We start from the raw sequence: 18,030 nt of genomic DNA, 5'->3' as shown, positions 1-18,030 counted from the left end.
ATAACTGGTAACTTATTCCGAAATCATCACTGTTCCATCCCATGCCCACCGTCATCAAACGCGTATCTCAAGAGCTGTTTGACAGCGTTTCCCAGGAGGCATCAGCGCTGCCTCGTTTACGGAAAAACCACAACTTGCATCAGCTACCGGACTCTGTCCAACGGTTTATCAATGTGTTACAGCCTGGCACCTATGTGCGTCCACACCGACATCTACGGGCTAAAGATAGCAATGGGTTTGAGCTATTTCTGGTGCTTCAGGGTGAGATTGGTTTTTTAATGCTGAATGAGCAGGGGCAGGTGATTCAGATTGAGCGCCTATGTGCCCAGGGACCAACCTATGGTTTAGAGCTGGCGGAAGGACAGTACCACACGCTGATCGCCCTGGCTCCAAATACGGTGATGTTTGAGATTAAGGAAGGGCCTTACGTACCAGCAGCAGATAAGGATTTTATGCAGCAGTTTCCGGCAGAGGGAACCGTTGCGGCACAGCAGCAGGTACAGGCATGGGCTGAGTTGTTTTCGGGTTAGGCCTGTACCGATGGCCCTAGGGTGACCTTGATCCTAGAAAAGATGATTTGCCGTTAATGGAAAGCGCAACCTTGAATCAACTGCTAACACATATGGACCATGGTTTTGATATCGGGGTGACGCTGTTGGAGCGTACCTTGTTTTTTGGACTGTGGGGTGTGCCGCTGATTGTGCTGTGGTTGATGGCAGGGTCGGTGTATCTGACGCTGCGCATGGGGTTTATTAATGTGCGGGGGCTGCGCCATAGCCTGGCGGTACTGCGGGGTGACTATGATGACCCGCATGAGGTTGGGGAAGTGAATCACTTTCAAGCGTTGGCGACGGCGATGTCGGCAACGGTGGGGTTGGGGAATATTGCTGGAGTTGCGATCGCAATCCAACTGGGAGGCCCCGGTGCAGTCCTTTGGATGACCATAGCAGGACTACTGGGCATGACCACCAAATTTACCGAATGCACCCTGGCCCAAGAATATCGCGTTATCCAAGATGGCCAGGCATTGGGGGGCCCCATGTATTACCTCAGCCAGGGCCTGGCCGAGCGCGGGCTCAAACCCATGGGACAGTTGCTGGCAGCTACCTTCGCCATTCTTTGCATGGTTGGGGCCATCGGCGGTGGCAATATGTTTCAGGCCAACCAGTCGGGGATGGCAGTCGCTGCCCTGGGGAAACACCTGCAGTGGAGCTGGCTAAGTGAGCCTAGCGTTTACGGTATCGCTCTCGCCCTGGCGGTTGCTACTGTGATTATTGGCGGTATCCAACGCATTGCCCAGGTAGCCTCAGCCATTGTGCCAACCATGGTGGGGCTATACCTAACTGCCGCCCTCTGGATCGTATGCCATCACCTGGGAGATATCCCCAACGCCATGGGTCAAATTTGGCATTCGGCCTGGCATCCAGTGGCCATTGAAGGGGGCATCGTCGGCGTCATGGTACAGGGTCTACAGCGAGGTGTTTTCTCCAATGGTGCAGGTACGGGTGCTGCAGCCATTGCCCACGCCACCACTAAGAATCCTGAACCCGTCCGCGAAGGTATCGTCGCCCTGATAGAGCCACTGATCGACACAGTTATTATCTGCAATCTAACCGCCTTAGTCTGCTTGCTAACAGGTGTTTATCAACCTGAAAGCATCGTCAACGGCATTGAGCTCACAACGACTGCCTTTGCCACCGAAGTGCCGATGATGACCTGGGGGCTGGCCATAATTGTTTGCCTATTTAGCTTTTCCACAATTATTTCCTGCTTTTATTATGGCGAAGCCTGTTGGCGCTACTTGTTTGGAGAGCAAGGTCTATTGACCTATAAGCTACTCTATATTTTGGGTAGCTTTTGCGGCACCATCATTGGCCTAGATACTGTGATTCGCTTTAGTGACATCATGGTCTTTGCCCTTGGTATTCCCAATATGCTGGGTCTCCTACTGCTATCCAACCAGGTAGCCCGTAGCCTAGACAAATACTGGCATACTGAACATTCCTTTCAGTCACCACCCACCACTGACCACTCATCCTCTTCTAATCCCTAACCATCTTGCCCCAATCTACAGCCCTACTTTTTACAAATAGGTGTAACCTATAGGCACTTTTGGTCAGTAGTAAATCTATAGGGCTGTAGTCGGGTAATGGGTAGTGATGTTCTAATTTTGACAGTCTATTTTTTGGTAGTGATTTATGTGCTCTACCAAATGGCACTCTCTGTAGAAAATACCCTGGAAAACAAATTAAAGGTTGACTTAAACCGTGGAGCGTTACTTGCTCAGGTTAACCAACAGCTGCAACAACTCCCCGATACACAGCAAATTACGGCGGAAATCGAAGAGCTGGAGCTTAAAGGATATAAATTACCTCCCCAACTGGCACTAACGGTCAAATCTCAAAATAATGCTCAGCAAAAGCGCAAAGTGACCGTCAATGTTGGCCCCATGGGCCGCATGCCTCTGGCCATGTCACTGATGGACCTCAATGTCACTATCCGCAACACAACGAGTGATGCCCAGGTATTTATTGATTGGGACAGAAGCACGGTCAGCTCAGGAACTACACGACGAACACAGCGCGTTGTACGTGCAGGCATCCCCATTAGTGGCGACTTATCTCGATCTCAAGTATTAAGCGTAATTAACCCTGGTGAATCTTTTGTTACCAGAGTCACAGGAGAGAATTGTCTAGGCCTGGATCCAGAGACCCGCAACCTAAGACCGGGCAGACCTTTGATTGAGATGATTGAAGTAGCGGATCTGATAACAGATTTGATTGAGACCCCTGAGGACATCCAGGATCTTCCACCGATGATGGCCTATAGCTTAGGATTGATGATTGGCATCCGCCAGATCACTCACGATCAGACAAACCACACTGCTTATCTGTTGCTGCCGTTTAATTTTCAAGCTGTCTTACTTCCCGATGAAATTGCCTTTCCGCCCCTACGTTGGTTACTTAATCGCCCCCGTCCTGAAAGTGCACGAGACGCCTTAACTACATTACTTTTAGGGCGACCAAAGCTATAAGCCACCCACGATACATTTTTCAAATAAAGAAGCCTCTAGCACTTATTACTAGAGGCTTTGCTATGGGTACGACTGGCAGAATAGCCCCTGATGCTCTCATCCTCCAGGTCTATGACGTAGCCAGTGATTAAAATATTCTGATTTTGGTGGCATTGAGCTAAATTGCTGAGCTTACTGACACTAAGTTACCCATTCTCAACTATCGTCAGGATTAATCCTTTCTCGGCCAATCCGTAATGCTTCATCTAAGAGACGTTCACTCAACTGTATGCAAATGGTTGCGTAAGAGCTCTTAAAGATCTTAAAAAACTCATCCACCACCTGGTCTACAACCTCAGGTGGCAAGTTTTCAGCCTGGATAATTTCTTGAATTCTAGGATCCTCTGGTTCATGCTCAACCATGCGTCCGGCATATTGGATATTCTGTCAATTATTAGTTTGGCTTATTTATCTGACCTAGTCTAGCCTTGCTATATGGTTAAAGCGTATTGATTATGCAGTTGGCTTGCTGAGAAAAGCCACAGTTCATAGAAAAAAGCTGGCCAAACTCCTCATGTAAGACCAACCTGAGAGCTAGCATACGTCCCTAACATCAAGCATTACCGGAAAACCCCAGCCAGATTTGGAAGATATCTTTGCACCTGATTGCAGCTTGTGGTCAGCCAGTTGTAATTGATTTCCTTAGGAGTCTGATTCGCCATGGGTATTCGTCATATAGGCCATGTGGTAGCCCTAATCCTGCCGCTGTGGATTGCCTGCAGTCTAGCCAAAGCTGAAGCCCCCGCCCCGGCCACACCAGCTACCTCCACACCAGCCGAGCTGCAACAGGTACCACCCAATGGGCTAGAAAGTCTTGATGAGCAAGGCTTCAGATATTTTCAAACCATGGGACCCTTAGAATATGCAACACGTTTAGGTAGTATCCCAGACACACCGACTTGGCGTGTAAGAGTACGCTTGTATCCGGTTTGGCAAAATTCTGAGTTTCTTTATCACGTAAAGCTCGATCACTACAATCTATCGCCAGCACTTTATCAAGCTTTAGTAGATAGCCATGGGGTAGAGAATGTGGACCCTAGCTTAAACAGCACGACGCCACACCTAGCCATTGGATTGGAATTTTTACCTGTGATGAATATGGCTGCTGACTGGCTGCCAGCCGCTACACAAATTGAGCAATCAGCACTTGATAGGGCTACAACCTGTGGATTAGGACTAGACTGCGCAGCCATAGAAGAGCCCAACAACAGTACTTGGGCAATTGAAACAACTATGGATATGGATATTGCTCCTTGGGATAGTGATAATGAGCCGCTTTACATGCTGGTCAGAGCATTAGCCAAACAAGCAGGTTGGTTGCAAGGGGACTGGATATTACCCAACGAAATCCCTGAAGGCATTAGTGCTGAACGCCCCTGGGTGGAAGTATTGGTAACCAATTATGCAGGCAATGGCGGTGGCTACCTAGCAACCTGGATTGAGCATGTTGCCGATGACAGCATCCGTTCTATTGTTCATCAGATCTATTACGATGCTGCCTGGATGGATGTAAGTGGTAGCGCCAGCACTGGCTATGTGTGTAGCCGAGGGAGTGATGCAGGTGCAATCAGAGCGGTCTGTCCATAAAAAGACGATTCACCTAGTGACCACCAGACACCCACCATCTACTCAAGTAGCACAGTACAGACACCTATTTTCATGGACATATGTAACAAAAATCTTAAGTCTAAAAGCGACAGCGGCTAACCAGTACTTTAAAAGCACGCAACATTCCTAAAAGTACGCCTGACAAGCATTTTAAACAATTACCTGTCTTTGGTTTAGATGATTAGGCAGCTTCATAACACCCTTAACCTTGGGCCTAAATGAACTTTCACATATTTTTACTTCTCAGAATATAAAATAATCCGCAAATCTTAAGATATTATTAAATCAGTGTTTTTTTGAACTCCCCAATCATGCCAGGTTTTATTAGTCATCTGGCAGTTTTTTAAGTAACTCAGTTGAGAGTTTTCGAAAATTCATTTGTATATCGATTGAGAGTCCTGTAGACGATCTTGTTTTTCGGCACAAGTGATCTTGCAAGCTGCTCAGAATCGAGCCATTCGCTAGAACACCGGAATCGATCCAAAAGAATGCCTCGAATATCTCTCTGATCTATTAACTCAGTAGAGGAATCTTTCTGCGATGCTAACTAATAACCCAGCTACCTTTAAAGACTTACCCACTTCCCCTGCAATTCTAGAACAGGGTAGGGTATCTGTCTTTATCGATGCTGCCCATGTTTTTTATGCAGCGTCAACGCTGGGCATTGAGATTGATTACAGCAAATTGATATCACAGCTTGTTCCCAACGGTCAGCTATTACGGGCTTATTTTTACACTGGCGTAGATCCCAACAACATTAAACAGCAAGGGTTTCTGCTGTGGATGAAGCGCCATGGCTATCGTGTAATTACTAAAGAGATTTCAACAAAAGAGAATTCTGATGCCTCCCAGCGCTCTATTGACTTTTGCGTTGAAATAGCAACGGACATGATCACACAGTCGGCTTTTTGCGACACCGTTGTGCTAGTCAGTGGAGATGGTCGCTTTACTCGCTTACTTAACCACTTTGCCCATTCAAGCACCCGCACAGAGCTGGTTAGCCTGCAGTCCATTACGAGCGAACGCCTGCTTAGTGAAACGGATAGTGCCACTGATTTTGCAAGTTTTAAGGATGCGATCGCAAAGCGGCATGCTAACTACAAACGTGCCAGATTTAGTGCGGCCTAAACATCAGACCCCAACCATAGTTGCATTCCATCAGATTGAAACGCTTATTAAACAATACGAGTTTCCTTACCTCTAAGGAAACTCGTATATCTCTTTAACCTTTAGCAGTTTTATACTTTATAAAAATGATTTCATTTAATAGTGAGCATCTCCGTCTGATTTGGAGCATGGTGGAAACTTATAGCTATATACTAGAAGGCTTAAGTGACGAGGCTATCTGCCTATGGTTATTGAAAAAAATAAAAGATAACATTCATCTGAGCCACGATGAAACTAATGAGATCAGAGCGTACATTCGCAGCCGCAGCCACTTAATTCGTGAAGTTGCTAACAATCAACCCATTTCTGACAATGTCAGAACAAAACAGTTCTCAAATACCCATGGCAGCAAACCCATAGAGCTTCCATACAATAAAGCAATATAGGGCCGTAGGTAGTACAACAAGACTTGCCAAAAATATAACAGTCGCTTTTACCGGCCAATGACGCTGAGAAACCATTGCCTTTGAATTCTAAATCAACAGTAGAGACATACACTTTCAATAAGCAAAGCAGTTAACCGTCTCAGGCACTTACTTAAACTATTGAAAACAAACTGCAAATAGCTGATTAAGGAAAAATGCTAGCTCAAGTCGCTTCAAATCCGACATTGAGAACCTTAAAAACTCTGACTAAGCGCTAGGACCAAACACATTTATCAGAGGTGTGTACATATTTATAACTAATATCCCTCGGACTGTTAAGAGAAGCTGAAGTTCTCTTAACTTTCTGTAATACTTGTAGCAGTAGGAAAATGTATTAAGTTGTTCCGTGTAGCTCTCCCTTCGTTGCCCCCTCCAGAATGAGACAGTTTGATCCGCCACACGGTCCAGGTAGGCTCCAGCAAGACCATGAATCATTTCCTGTCCATCGCATTGGTTTGACTCAGCCCCATGGCGTGTTGATGGCACTAGCGGCATCAGACTTCACCATTACACAGCTCAGTTGTAATACCACTGACTATCTAGGTATGGAGCCCCAAACATTGCTAGGACAGTCATTCCTGGATTTGTTAGAGTCCCCGGTATCAACGCAAGCGGAACTGCTACACCACTTAGCAAACGCTACGGAGCGTCCCAGCTATATACCCATTGCTATTTCCACATCAGATGACACCAAATACTTTGATGGTCTGGTGCATCGAATGAATGAAATCATCATTCTAGAACTAGAACCAACCCGTCTATATACGGCCCAGGGTCTGGCGGTTTTACAAAGCAACGCTCAACAGGCTATTGCTCGCTTACGCGGTGTCAACGACTTAATTGATTTTCTCCAGGCAGCTGCCACTGAAATACAGACATTGACTGGCTATGACCGAGTCATGGTCTATCAGTTTGATGAAGAACAGGCTGGTGCAGTGGTTGCCGAAGTAAAGCCCGCTGAGGCAGTGTCTTACTTAGATCTGCACTATCCCGCCACAGATATCCCGACCTCAGTGCGACAGCTTTATCAAAAGAGCACGGTGCGATTTATCCCCAATCTAACCGCCCCCCCCGTTGAACTCATTTCTACAGAGCTTGAGTCGGGTAAGGCACCATTAGATTTAAGTTATTCCATCCTCAGAGGTGTTGACCCCTGCTGCATTGAATATCATCAAAACATGGCCGTCACTGGATTACTGGTGATTGCCTTAGTCAGTAACAATCAGCTGTGGGGTCTGATTTCATGCCACCATCCCACAGAGAAGTTCCTTCCTTGTACCGTTAGAGCGGTCTGCGAGATATTAGGGCAGTTTATTGCCGCTGAACTAACCAGCAAAGTTAACCAAAATGAACTCCACTATCTCAACACCCTCAAGGCAATCCAGGCTGACTTTATCTCATCCATTGCCAGCGCAACAGACTTTAAACAGGCACTGATTCATCCAGAACCAAGGCTATTAGAAGTCCTCCAGGCTCAAGGCGTCGCAGTTTGTCTCGGTGAAGATATTACGCTAATTGGTCATACCCCTGCCACGGAAGATGTGCAGGCCTTAATTAACTGGTCTATAGAAACCAAAACCACAGAAATTTTTCACACCAACTGTCTGTCTGAGGAATATCCAGCCGCCATCAATTTTAAGGACATCGCCAGTGGTCTAGTTATTCTCAAAATATCTCAACTCCGGCGTTATCTCATTCTCTGGTTTCGGCCTGAAGTTCTACAAACGGTTAATTGGGCAGGAAATCCACAAGAGTCTATCCATGAAACCGAAGATGGCAGTATTTTTCTCTGCCCTCGCACGTCATTTCAACAATGGCAAGAGACTGTACAAGCCACAGCCCTGCCCTGGAAAGCAGCAGAAATAGACAACGCCCTAGCCTTAAAAAATGCCATCGTTGGCATTGTGCTGAATAAGGCTGATGAACTGGCACAAATCAATCTTGAATTGGAGCGTAGCAATCGGGAACTCGATTCGTTTGCCTATGCAGCTTCCCACGATCTCAAAGAGCCCTTGAGAGGGATTAGCAATTTTTCAAATATCCTTTTAAGACGCCATAGTCAGGCTTTAGGTGACTCTGGTGTCAAGCGATTAGAAACTTTGGTCAAGCTAGCAGAGCGCATGGATGGGTTGATTGATGCTTTGCTTAAATTTTCACGACTAGGGCAAGCTGAATTGAACTCTCAGCCCATCGATCTGAATAAGCTTTTACCAACAGTTATCGATATTTTACAAGCTGGTCGTGAAGGTAGCGAACCGCTACTCCAGATTCAGATTCCACGACCTTTACCTACAGTCAGGGCTGACCCCGTATTAATTTTGGAAGTTTTTAGCAACCTCCTTAGCAATGCTCTTAAATACACTGATAAGCCCCAGCCCATGATTGAAATTGGCTATTTAGTTGAGCATGAGCAGCAGCTTGACAGTCAAGACAAAATCACCATCGTGCCCAATACATGTGTACTTTACGTTAAAGATGATGGCATTGGCATTCAGGAACGCCATTTTCAAAACATATTTCGGCTATTCAAGCGCCTCCATGAACGTGATAGTTACGGTGGTGGAACAGGGGTGGGATTAACGATTGCGAAGAAAATCATCGAACGCCATGGTGGGCACATTTGGGTGGCATCTAACTATGGTCAAGGGACTACCTTTTACTTCGTGCTAAACTGTGAAGAAAAATAATAAACTCTAACGAAAAATTAAACCTTTCTTAAGTTTATGCCCGACAATAGCACAACGCCTCTATTAGTCATTGAGGATAGCGATGAAGACTTTGAAGTCCTACAGATCTTCATGGAAGATCTGGCTGTTGCCAATCCTATCTATCGCTGCACCACCGGGGATAAAGCTCTAGATTTTTTGTATCGAAACCTGGATCAAGAAGCCCCTGAAAATACAGCACGTCCCTCCATGATTTTGCTGGATCTAAATCTTCCTGGAACCGACGGTAGAGAAGTATTAGAACGGCTAAAGCAAGATGATCAGTTTCGTGAAATTCCGATCGTTATTTTTACAACCAATTCTGATCCAAGGGATATTAAATTTTGCTATAGAAAGGGAGCAAATGGGTATCTAATAAAACCGGTTGGGACAGAAAAATTTGAGAAAGCAATTCAAGCCTTTGTAAACTATTGGTTGCATACAAATACTCCCCCTGATTGGGTTGAATTAACTGGGATAAATTAGGGATATATCAAGCTTAAAAATCAAAGTCAGACAAATGGGTATAGCGGACTGAAAGTCAGATTGCGCATGGATTCACTGCCTTACAAGGTAGGCAATCTTCTAGATGATCAAAGTCTGCACATTTACATTTTGATTAGGGCACTTGCAAACCTTTCTAAAGCAGATTTTAGATCAGCCCCGGACACGTTATTAACTTTTGTATACTGTCTTTTATATTTTATTAACAATTAAAATATGGTGGCACGCTGTTATTTGAGATGCCCCATTATGTTATATGCCTGTAGCTCACACTTTACTCATCGTTGATGATTGCGCAGAGGATAGGGAAGTCTATCGTGAATATCTTTCTTGCGATCCTCATAATACCTATGAGTTTTGCGAAGCTGGTTTAGCCGAGGTGGCTCTAGAACTCTCTTTAAAGCAGCAGTTTGATGTTGTGTTGCTAGATTTCTATATGCCCGATATGACTGGGTTAGAATTTCTCAGTCAGTTACAAAAACACCAACGCAAAATTCATTCTCCCATCATCATGCTGACAGGTCAGGGGAATGAGGAGCTGGCTGTGCAAGCAATGAAGAATGGTGTGCAAGATTATTTAGGGAAGCACCATCTGCAACCAGAGATATTACAACGCACGGTTAGAAGCGTTATTCAACAATCTCATCTCCATGTTGCTCTGCACAAAACCCGTGAGCAGCAACGGCTAATCGCCACTACCGCGTTACGTATTCGGCAATCGCTAGACCTTGAGCAAATTTTGGATACGGCAGTAGCAGAAGTACAGCAGCTGTTGGAATGTGACCATGTGGCAGTGTATCAATGTGACTTGCAGAAGACACCCACCATCAAGGCTGAGTTGGGAACACGCGATCACCCCCCCTCATCTTTCAATGCACCAGCCCAGCTTAATGGCCAGAATACTGATAGTCCGCCCAGGCCTAACTATCGAGAACTGAGTGCCCCCATTGTCATCAACTCACCACAGTCACTTCAAAATCAGATTTGGGGATATTTAGTAGCTAATCAACATTCTAAAACAACGGATTGGCAACCTGAAGAACATAATATTCTCAATGAATTAGCGGTACAACTTGCGATCGCAATCCAACAATCTGAACTCCTATCCCAAACCCAGATAGCATTAGCAAAAGCCCAAGAACTGAACCACTTTAAATCCCAAATCTTAGCTACGGTTTCCCACGAATACCGATCTCCTCTGGCAGTTATTCTCGGGGCTGCTTCTACCCTTGACCGCCATAGCGAACGTTTAGATACATCACAGCAGACCCGCTTTCTGAGCATGATTCAGGATAAGGCCAAACACATGACCCGACTTGTGGACAACATGCTGATGATGCATCAGTGTGAGCTTGATCAAGCCCGATTTGAGGCCGCTCCCATGAATATTCTGCAGTTTGTTGCAGATATTGTTGAAGAGCATCGAGAAACAAGCCAAAACCATGAGTTAATTCTGCAAATAACCGGCAAAACCAATGGTTTTTGGGGAGACCAGGGCATGCTACGCATAGCCATCGACAATCTCCTCTCCAATGCCATTAAGTTTTCTCCCGATGGAGGCCGCATCGAAATTCATTTACTGGGAGAACACACCACAATTACGCTCTCCGTCAAAGACTTTGGCATTGGCATTCCCAGTGCCGATCAGCCCCATTTGTTTCAGTCCTTTAGCCGGGCCAGCAACGCTAGCGACATTCAAGGCATTGGCTTAGGGTTATCGATTACTAAAGCCTGTATTGACCTACATGAGGGCAATCTTGATTTAGAAAGCGAGGAAGGCTGCGGGACTAAAGTGTTTTTCACATTACCCAAACAACCCCAGGCTGCTAAAAATATTTACCAAGGGGATTAAGATCAGGGCAACCCTACCAGACATAGCTAAGGCAAGGGCCTGCTCACCACATGTAGACGCCACACTGCAATTAGTCACGATTAATCAAGGGCAACGATGCGTAGTAGCTCACCTAAGTTGGCATGCGATACCCCATCCCCCGTACAGTTTCAATCAGGCCACTGCCTAGTTTTTTACGTAGGTAACCGACATAGACATCCACCACGTTAGAACCGGGGGAATAATCATAGCCCCATACCCGATCCAAAAGCTGCTCACGGCTAAGCACTTGCCCCGGATGACTCATAAAGGTTTCTATCAAAGTAAATTCGCGGGCTGATAATTCAATGGCCTTCTCACCCACATGTACCAACCGTGTACGTAGATTTAGCACAATATTCTGGTGTCTAAGGATAAACTTCTTTTCAGGTTTAGAACTGGCTGCACGCAACCGCGCCCGCACACGAGCTAAGAGTTCCTCAAAGCGAAATGGTTTGGTAACATAGTCATCCGCCCCAGATTCAAAGCCTGTGATCTTATCGGCAATGTCATCACGGGCGGTCAAAATTATAATCGGGCTCTGGCAGCCCTGGCCACGCAACTCGGTCAGGACTGACAAACCATCTTTACCCGGCAGCCCTAAGTCCAACACAATCAGCTCAAATTCGCCATCCAACGCATAGGCAACGGCTTCAAGACCTGTAGTTGCTACTGTCGTTATAAATCCATTGGCCTGTAGCCCCTTATCCAAAAATTCAGCTACTCGCACCTCATCTTCAACAATCAAAATCCGGTTCATTGTTCACATTTCCTTGTTCACAGTTCCTTACGAGGCTATAAGACAGAAATCGGTTGAGACAGATCTATGGGTAAACGCAAAGTAAATACTGAGCCTAAACCAGGCTGACTGGATACCCCCACCTCACCACAGTGGGCTTCAACGATTGCCTGTACAATCGCTAGCCCTAATCCTGACCCCTCTGACTTACGCTGGGTATATTGCACCCGCGCAAAGCGATTAAAGACACGAGATTGTTCTGCCTCAGGAATACCTTCCCCTGTATCTTTAACCCAAAGTTCCACTTGATTGCCAGCTTGACGACACCCAAGCTCAATGGAATCCCCTGGTTGAGTGTGCTGAGCCGCATTGTTCAGTAAATTGAGCAGGGCCCCTGTCAACCGTTGAGAATCAGCAACAATACGTACACGGGTTTTAACAACCAGTTTCCAATCTCGCTCCGCTAAGGTTTGAGCTTTAGTAAAAATGTCCTGACAAAAACTAGCCATATCTAACGTCTCTAAATGAAGAAACTGAGGGTGTTCAGACTTAACAATCAGAATTAGGTCGTTGACCAAACGTCCCATCCGATCCAATTCATCCAGGACTAGATCAACGGTTTCAGCCTGTTCTTCAGGATCATCTCCCATCAGCTCCAAATGCCCCTGTATGATAGTGATCGGGGTGCGTAACTCATGGCCCGCATCATTGATAAAATCACGCTGAGTTCTAAACGATGCCTGCAAGCGGTCCATCATTGAGTTAAATGTCTTTGCTAGCTGGGCGAATTCTCCCGTGCCAGTGACCTGAATACGGCCACTCAAGTCAGTTTCATTGATATTATGAGCCGTCTTGGCCAACTCTTGCACCGGTCGCAACAGTCGACCTGTTGCCACCCAAGCCAGGCACAGTGACAACAGAATTAGGATGCCAGCAACTTCCATAAACACAACTATCCCGGCCAAAGCTTCACCTCTTTCCCCTGCCGAGAGGTGAACAATCACAAACTGGCCCTGTAAAGTACCATCAACTGTTATAGGTTCTACTACATAGAGAGCGTTACCCGCTTCTGGATCCCCTGTATCCTTATGCCCTTGGGTACTCTCATCAAGTTGAATCCATTGTTCAAACAGCTCTGACTCTGTGTATATCACAGAAGGCAGAGCCGGTGGATTCGACCGATAAACTTTATCCTCTAAAATAGCGATGAGAAAATTATCGTCTTCTGGCAGTGTATTCGTTATGTAGTCATCCAGAGCCTGCTGGAGGGATTCGTAAGATAGATCGGTCGACTGTGCCCATTCAGCATAGACATCATCAAATTCTTCAACCTCTTCCAAAAGATCTTCCTTGACACGTTCGTCAACAGCTCGAAACAGCAATATCCTAAAAATAGGAACAGACAAACAGACAGCCACTAGCATCAAGATCACATAAATCAGAAAGATTCTGGTCCGTGCTTCCTTAAATAAACCGAATAATTTAAAGCGCTGCATCCTACAAACGTATACGGATAATACTTAGTTCAATTGTGAGGGAAAACATCCGTGATTTTCAGTATTTTCTGTGAAAATCATCCAGAACTGCTCAAAAAGTAAGGTTGTCTGTTTAACAAAGCCATCAAAGTTGTGACATTTCAAAAACTGACCACAGTTGATATAAAATTAGCCCTAAGAAGGATATTTCAATATAAAATTCCGTTCATTTTCCTCGATTAAGCGGCGTTTTAAAAAACCTTTGATGAATGCTTAAAAAGATTCAGTTTAGATAGGGAAGTCTTACATAGAGTCAGTTTGCAGGAAACCTAAGTTTTTTAATTAATGTCAGCTTATCATTTTCATATTTTTACCGTTGGTAGCTGAGATAACTCCCCAGCAATTTAAACAGGCTATCGAGCGAATTACTTAATGAAATTTTCATGAGAATTTTCTAACGATCACTTCATTGAGAATTTAATCAGCCTGACGACAGTAGTTTTATCGGTTCAAGAGCAACTACTGGAGAATGATGCCATGCGTGTATCTGTCATTGGGACTGGCTATGTTGGCCTGGTAACTGGAGCCTGTCTAGCACACATCGGTCACGAAGTCGTGTGCGTAGATAACAATGCTGAAAAAGTTGCCATGTTGCAGGCGGGTCAGTCGCCTATTTATGAACCTGGGCTTACCGATATCATGGACTCAGAGCAGCTGTCATTTACGACTGATTTAGCTGCTGGTGTGAGCCATGGCGAGGTGATTTTTATCGCTGTCGGTACACCACCGTTACCCACAGGAGAAAGCGATACTCGCTATGTAGAAGCTGTGGCACGGGGGATTGGTCAGCATATTGGTAACGACTATAAAGTCATTGTCAATAAGTCTACAGTGCCTGTTGGTTCTGGTGATTGGGTATGTCGACTCATTTTAGATGAGTTGGAAGATCGCGATGCTCAGGCCAATTTCGAAGTTGTGAGCAATCCTGAATTTCTGAGGGAAGGATCTGCCGTTTATGACACCTTTAATCCAGATCGGATTGTTTTGGGAGGACATTCTCCCAAGGCCATTGAACGTATGCGACAGCTGTATGCACCCATTATTCACCGACAGTTTGCAGTGGATACCACCTTGCCCGCGGTGCCAGTGGTCGTTACCGATCTGGCCTCTGCTGAGACAATTAAATACGCCGCTAACGCCTTTTTAGCTACAAAAGTCAGCTTTATCAATGAAATTGCTAATATTTGCGATCGCATCGGTGCTGATGTCACCCAGGTGGCCCAGGGCATTGGCCTCGACAGTCGCATCGGTGGCAAATTTCTACAGGCAGGGATCGGCTGGGGCGGCTCCTGTTTTCCGAAAGACGTATCAGCCCTAATGCACATCGCCCAGGACTACGGGGTAGATACAACTCTATTGGATGCCACCATTGCCACCAATCGGCGTCAGCGACTACAGGTGGTCTATCAGCTCCAAAAAACCCTAAAAATTCTCAAGGGTAAAACCATTGGTCTATTGGGTCTCACCTTTAAGCCCAACACAGACGATCTGCGAGATGCGCCAGCCCTCGACATTATTGTTGAGCTGAAACGGCTAGGTGCCAAAGTAAAGGCCTATGACCCCATTATCGAAGACATCTCTGCCCCCGTCATCCTGGTGGATACACCAACAACATTGGCCTATAACTGCGACGCCCTGGTTCTAGTCACCGACTGGAATGAGTTTCAAAACCTGGACTACAGCGATTTAGCCCGTCGTATGAAACACCCAATTTTGATCGATGGTCGCAATTGTCTTAACCCACAACAGCTGCAACAGTCAGGTTTCTACTACCAAGCGATTGGTCGACCCAGTGCCGGTCAGTTGCTGTGGCCCACTGTTCGCCATTCTGTTCTTGCTGCCTAGGTTCGGATACCCTAAGGAGATCCTGACATGAGATTGATGGTCTATTCCCATGATGCCTTTGGGTTAGGCAACATTCGCCGCATGCTAACAATCTGTGAGTATTTGCTACGAACCTTGCCTAATATTTCCATATTAGTGGTGTCAGGTTCCCCCGCCCTGCACACCCTGAGACTACCTGAAGGTCTAGATTATATTAAATTGCCCTGTCTGGGGCGCAACACCTCCGGTCAGCTAGAGGCCAGATATCTTAAGAGTATGCCAGAGACATTGGTGCGGTTGCGATCTCACCTAATTCTCACCGCTGTAGTACATTTTCAACCGGATGTGCTGCTCATTGACAAAAAACCTCTGGGCCTACGCAATGAACTCAAAGAAACCCTCAACCATCTGAACCGTCATAGCCCCAACACCAAACGAGTATTACTACTCAGAGATATCCTGGATACTCCTGCTGCCACCATTCAACAATGGCAAGTCAACAACTATTACCAGTTAACCCAACAACATTATGACCAAATATGGATTGTAGGCACACCCGAGATTTTCAATCTACCTGATGAGTATAATTTTCCGCTACCGTTACGGCGCAAAGTTAGATTCTGTGGCTATCTCAGCCGTGGCTGTGGCCGCACATCCCAAACTGTCCTTCGCCAGCAGTTAAAGATTCACCCTCAGGAAAAACTGGTGGTGGTCACCCCTGGTGGTGGTGGCGATGGGCATCAACTGATCCAAACCTATTTGGCAAGTATGGACCAACAACTAAAAGCGGCTCAACCCATCCCCAAAACGGTGATAATTTCAGGTCCAGAGATGCCCACTGAAGAACAGCAACAGCTACAGACTCAAGTGGCCGCTTATCCTCAAATTCGTCTCCTCGAATTTAGCGATGACCTGATTAGCTATCTCAATGCCGCCGACGCCATCGTTGCCATGGCCGGGTACAACACCACCTGCGAGATTCTCTCTTTACGCAAACCTGCCGTTGTTGTACCTCGTACTCGTCCCGTTCAAGAACAGTGGATGCGGGCCAAACGCTTTGCCGATAGCGGCCTTCTATACGCCATTCATCCCCAACAACTCACCCCCCAACAGTTATCCCAAACCTTACATCGGGCACTGACCATCAAACCCCATGCCATCAACAGCTTTCGCCTAGATGGCCTGCCTCGCATCGCCCAGCTCATGCATGACCTCATGGCTTGTGCCGTCCATCCATCCAACCGTGATTTAGCAGAACTATCATGCGCCCTTTAATTGGCTTTTTATTAAAAACCTACCCCAAACTGTCTGAGACTTTTATTCTGAATGAGATTCTAGAGTTAGAAAGGCAAGGCCTTAACCTACACATATTCTCCTTAAGACAACCACCAGAGCGATGTACCCATCCCGGTGTAGCCACCGTCAAAGCACCAATCACCTACCTGCCATCATTGCTGCCGGAGTTTGACCCAGCCCAAGAAAAAAAGCTTCTGGACGCCCATCTCGACTTATTCCACCAGGATGGCAGCACCTATTTAAAAGCCCTAAAGTTTTATATGAGTCGCCCTGAGAAACGACGGTTCCACGAGTTTTTACAAGGAGGCTACTTGGCCTGGAAGCTAAAAACACTAGGCATTACTCACCTCCATGCTCACTTTGCCAATGTGCCCACAGCCACAGCAGAAATTGCCCAGGCATTCACCGGACTCTCCTACAGCATTACGGCCCATGCCAAAGACATTTACTTAAGCAACCATGATGCTCTGAACCGGCGCATGGCCAAAGCGGAATTTGTGCTCACCTGTACCGACTATAACCGTCACTATCTTGAACAGATTTCCACATCTCGCACTCCTATTCACCTGGCTTATCATGGTTTAGATGTAGGCCGCTTTACTCCTGCACAAAAAACTCAAACGTCTGATGTGCCTTTAATCTTGAGTGTTGGTCGTTTTTGTGAGAAAAAGGGTTTTCCCTATTTATTAAAGGCCTGCCATATACTTAAACAGGTGGGACTATCTTTTCGCTGTGTCATTGTTGGCTACGGTCCCCTAGAGAATTCTATTCGACAACAAATTAACGATCTAGAACTCAACGAGCACGTCACCCTAGTCGGCAAACTGACCCAGGACCAGCTAATTGAGTATTACCAACAGGCAGATATGTTTGTGCTCCCTTGCCTGGTCACCGATGACGGCGACCGCGATGGTATTCCTAACGTTCTTTTAGAGGCCATGTCCATGGAATTACCCGTGGTCTCGACTAATATCTCAGGTATTTCTGAGCTGGTGCAGTCTAATGAAAATGGTGTGCTGGTGCCGGAAAAGGATGCCCTATCTTTAGCACAGGCTTTGGAGGCTCTTGTGCGACAGCCAGACCTGAGAACAAAATTAGGCAAAGCCGGACGTCTTACAGTGTTAAATAAGTTTGGCCTGAGTCGCAACGTGGGCGCAGTTAAAGATTGGTTACTACAGGCTATTAAGGAACCCATGAGACCGCAAATTCAAGCCAGTGTATTAGGGGATTTACTCAAGCTAGCTGCTTCCTAAGGTCGTGCCGCACTGAGCAACGTGCCACCCT

At 46.2% G+C, this 18,030-nt stretch carries 15 protein-coding genes; 12 read left to right on the top strand and 3 right to left on the bottom strand.

The window, feature by feature from the left end:
• The first annotated feature begins 41 nt into the window (after positions 1–41).
• From U2F10_RS15200 to U2F10_RS15190, 3 genes are all read left to right on the top strand, one after another.
• On the top strand, positions 42–530 hold the full coding sequence (locus U2F10_RS15200) for a WbuC family cupin fold metalloprotein (protein WP_163667979.1): 489 nt from the start codon (positions 42–44) through the stop codon (positions 528–530).
• Positions 531–601: 71 nt separating this feature from the next.
• On the top strand, positions 602–2,053 hold the full coding sequence (locus U2F10_RS15195; protein ID WP_499872600.1) for an alanine/glycine:cation symporter family protein: 1,452 nt from the start codon (positions 602–604) through the stop codon (positions 2,051–2,053).
• Positions 2,054–2,149: 96 nt separating this feature from the next.
• Entirely contained in the window at positions 2,150–3,034 is an 885-nt protein-coding gene (locus U2F10_RS15190) for a hypothetical protein (protein WP_499872599.1), read from the top strand.
• Positions 3,035–3,229: 195 nt separating this feature from the next.
• On the opposite strand, the gene U2F10_RS15185 is transcribed toward U2F10_RS15190, so the two are convergent.
• Positions 3,230–3,436 (bottom strand): hypothetical protein, encoded by a 207-nt coding sequence (locus tag U2F10_RS15185; protein ID WP_006515584.1) that lies wholly within the window; start codon positions 3,434–3,436, stop codon positions 3,230–3,232.
• A 297-nt stretch (positions 3,437–3,733) separates the two neighbouring features.
• Between U2F10_RS15185 and U2F10_RS15180 the strand changes: the two genes are divergently transcribed.
• From U2F10_RS15180 to U2F10_RS15155, 6 genes are all read left to right on the top strand, one after another.
• Complete coding sequence (locus U2F10_RS15180) at positions 3,734–4,660, top strand: hypothetical protein (protein ID WP_499872597.1); 927 nt, start codon at positions 3,734–3,736, stop codon at positions 4,658–4,660.
• 561 nt (positions 4,661–5,221) lie between these two features.
• Positions 5,222–5,809: a LabA-like NYN domain-containing protein gene (locus tag U2F10_RS15175; protein ID WP_163667971.1), complete on the top strand. Its 588-nt coding sequence runs from the start codon at positions 5,222–5,224 to the stop codon at positions 5,807–5,809.
• Between the two features lie 125 nt (positions 5,810–5,934).
• Positions 5,935–6,234, top strand: coding sequence for a hypothetical protein (locus U2F10_RS15170; RefSeq protein WP_499061659.1), 300 nt, complete (start codon positions 5,935–5,937; stop codon positions 6,232–6,234).
• A 416-nt stretch (positions 6,235–6,650) separates the two neighbouring features.
• The gene (locus U2F10_RS15165) at positions 6,651–8,960 is read left to right on the top strand and encodes an ATP-binding protein (protein WP_499872595.1); all 2,310 of its coding nucleotides are present in this window, start codon (positions 6,651–6,653) and stop codon (positions 8,958–8,960) included.
• 36 nt (positions 8,961–8,996) lie between these two features.
• A complete protein-coding gene (locus tag U2F10_RS15160) occupies positions 8,997–9,464 on the top strand; it encodes a response regulator (protein ID WP_163667967.1) in 468 nt (155 codons plus the stop codon).
• Positions 9,465–9,738: 274 nt separating this feature from the next.
• Complete coding sequence (locus U2F10_RS15155; protein WP_499872593.1) at positions 9,739–11,334, top strand: hybrid sensor histidine kinase/response regulator; 1,596 nt, start codon at positions 9,739–9,741, stop codon at positions 11,332–11,334.
• 112 nt (positions 11,335–11,446) lie between these two features.
• On the opposite strand, the gene U2F10_RS15150 is transcribed toward U2F10_RS15155, so the two are convergent.
• Both U2F10_RS15150 and U2F10_RS15145 read right to left on the bottom strand, forming a co-directional pair.
• A complete protein-coding gene (locus tag U2F10_RS15150) occupies positions 11,447–12,112 on the bottom strand; it encodes a response regulator transcription factor (RefSeq protein ID WP_163667964.1) in 666 nt (221 codons plus the stop codon).
• Positions 12,113–12,147: 35 nt separating this feature from the next.
• Positions 12,148–13,587, bottom strand: coding sequence for a sensor histidine kinase (locus U2F10_RS15145; RefSeq protein WP_499872591.1), 1,440 nt, complete (start codon positions 13,585–13,587; stop codon positions 12,148–12,150).
• Positions 13,588–14,103: 516 nt separating this feature from the next.
• On the opposite strand from U2F10_RS15145, the gene U2F10_RS15140 reads away from it, so the two are divergent.
• Genes U2F10_RS15140 through U2F10_RS15130 form a run of 3 tightly spaced genes read left to right on the top strand, consistent with a single transcriptional unit; the run spans position 14,104 to position 17,999 of the window.
• Positions 14,104–15,471: a UDP-glucose dehydrogenase family protein gene (locus tag U2F10_RS15140; RefSeq protein WP_499872589.1), complete on the top strand. Its 1,368-nt coding sequence runs from the start codon at positions 14,104–14,106 to the stop codon at positions 15,469–15,471.
• 27 nt (positions 15,472–15,498) lie between these two features.
• Positions 15,499–16,725, top strand: coding sequence for a glycosyltransferase family protein (locus U2F10_RS15135; protein ID WP_499867240.1), 1,227 nt, complete (start codon positions 15,499–15,501; stop codon positions 16,723–16,725).
• Complete coding sequence (locus U2F10_RS15130) at positions 16,713–17,999, top strand: glycosyltransferase (protein WP_499872588.1); 1,287 nt, start codon at positions 16,713–16,715, stop codon at positions 17,997–17,999. Before U2F10_RS15135 ends, U2F10_RS15130 begins: the two co-directional genes overlap by 13 nt.
• Positions 18,000–18,030 lie beyond the last annotated feature (31 nt).

This window comes from Leptothoe sp. EHU-05/26/07-4 (assembly GCF_043421015.1).
Lineage (GTDB): Bacteria > Cyanobacteriota > Cyanobacteriia > Phormidesmidales > Phormidesmidaceae > Leptothoe > Leptothoe turfae.
The sequence above is the reverse complement of the archived record's forward strand: the minus strand, read 5'-3'. Positions and strand labels throughout refer to the sequence as shown.

What these genes read in the sequence shown, in the direction of transcription:
- U2F10_RS15145 (WP_499872591.1), bottom strand. Translation starts at nt 13,587, where the DNA reads ATGCAGCGCTTTAAATTATTCGGTTTATTTAAGGAAGCACGGACCAGA.
- U2F10_RS15155 (WP_499872593.1), top strand. Translation starts at nt 9,739, where the DNA reads ATGCCTGTAGCTCACACTTTACTCATCGTTGATGATTGCGCAGAGGAT.
- U2F10_RS15150 (WP_163667964.1), bottom strand. Translation starts at nt 12,112, where the DNA reads ATGAACCGGATTTTGATTGTTGAAGATGAGGTGCGAGTAGCTGAATTT.
- U2F10_RS15165 (WP_499872595.1), top strand. Translation starts at nt 6,651, where the DNA reads ATGAGACAGTTTGATCCGCCACACGGTCCAGGTAGGCTCCAGCAAGAC.
- U2F10_RS15200 (WP_163667979.1), top strand. Translation starts at nt 42, where the DNA reads ATGCCCACCGTCATCAAACGCGTATCTCAAGAGCTGTTTGACAGCGTT.
- U2F10_RS15185 (WP_006515584.1), bottom strand. Translation starts at nt 3,436, where the DNA reads ATGGTTGAGCATGAACCAGAGGATCCTAGAATTCAAGAAATTATCCAG.
- U2F10_RS15160 (WP_163667967.1), top strand. Translation starts at nt 8,997, where the DNA reads ATGCCCGACAATAGCACAACGCCTCTATTAGTCATTGAGGATAGCGAT.
- U2F10_RS15140 (WP_499872589.1), top strand. Translation starts at nt 14,104, where the DNA reads ATGCGTGTATCTGTCATTGGGACTGGCTATGTTGGCCTGGTAACTGGA.
- U2F10_RS15175 (WP_163667971.1), top strand. Translation starts at nt 5,222, where the DNA reads ATGCTAACTAATAACCCAGCTACCTTTAAAGACTTACCCACTTCCCCT.
- U2F10_RS15135 (WP_499867240.1), top strand. Translation starts at nt 15,499, where the DNA reads ATGAGATTGATGGTCTATTCCCATGATGCCTTTGGGTTAGGCAACATT.
- U2F10_RS15130 (WP_499872588.1), top strand. Translation starts at nt 16,713, where the DNA reads ATGCGCCCTTTAATTGGCTTTTTATTAAAAACCTACCCCAAACTGTCT.
- U2F10_RS15190 (WP_499872599.1), top strand. Translation starts at nt 2,150, where the DNA reads ATGGGTAGTGATGTTCTAATTTTGACAGTCTATTTTTTGGTAGTGATT.
- U2F10_RS15170 (WP_499061659.1), top strand. Translation starts at nt 5,935, where the DNA reads ATGATTTCATTTAATAGTGAGCATCTCCGTCTGATTTGGAGCATGGTG.
- U2F10_RS15180 (WP_499872597.1), top strand. Translation starts at nt 3,734, where the DNA reads ATGGGTATTCGTCATATAGGCCATGTGGTAGCCCTAATCCTGCCGCTG.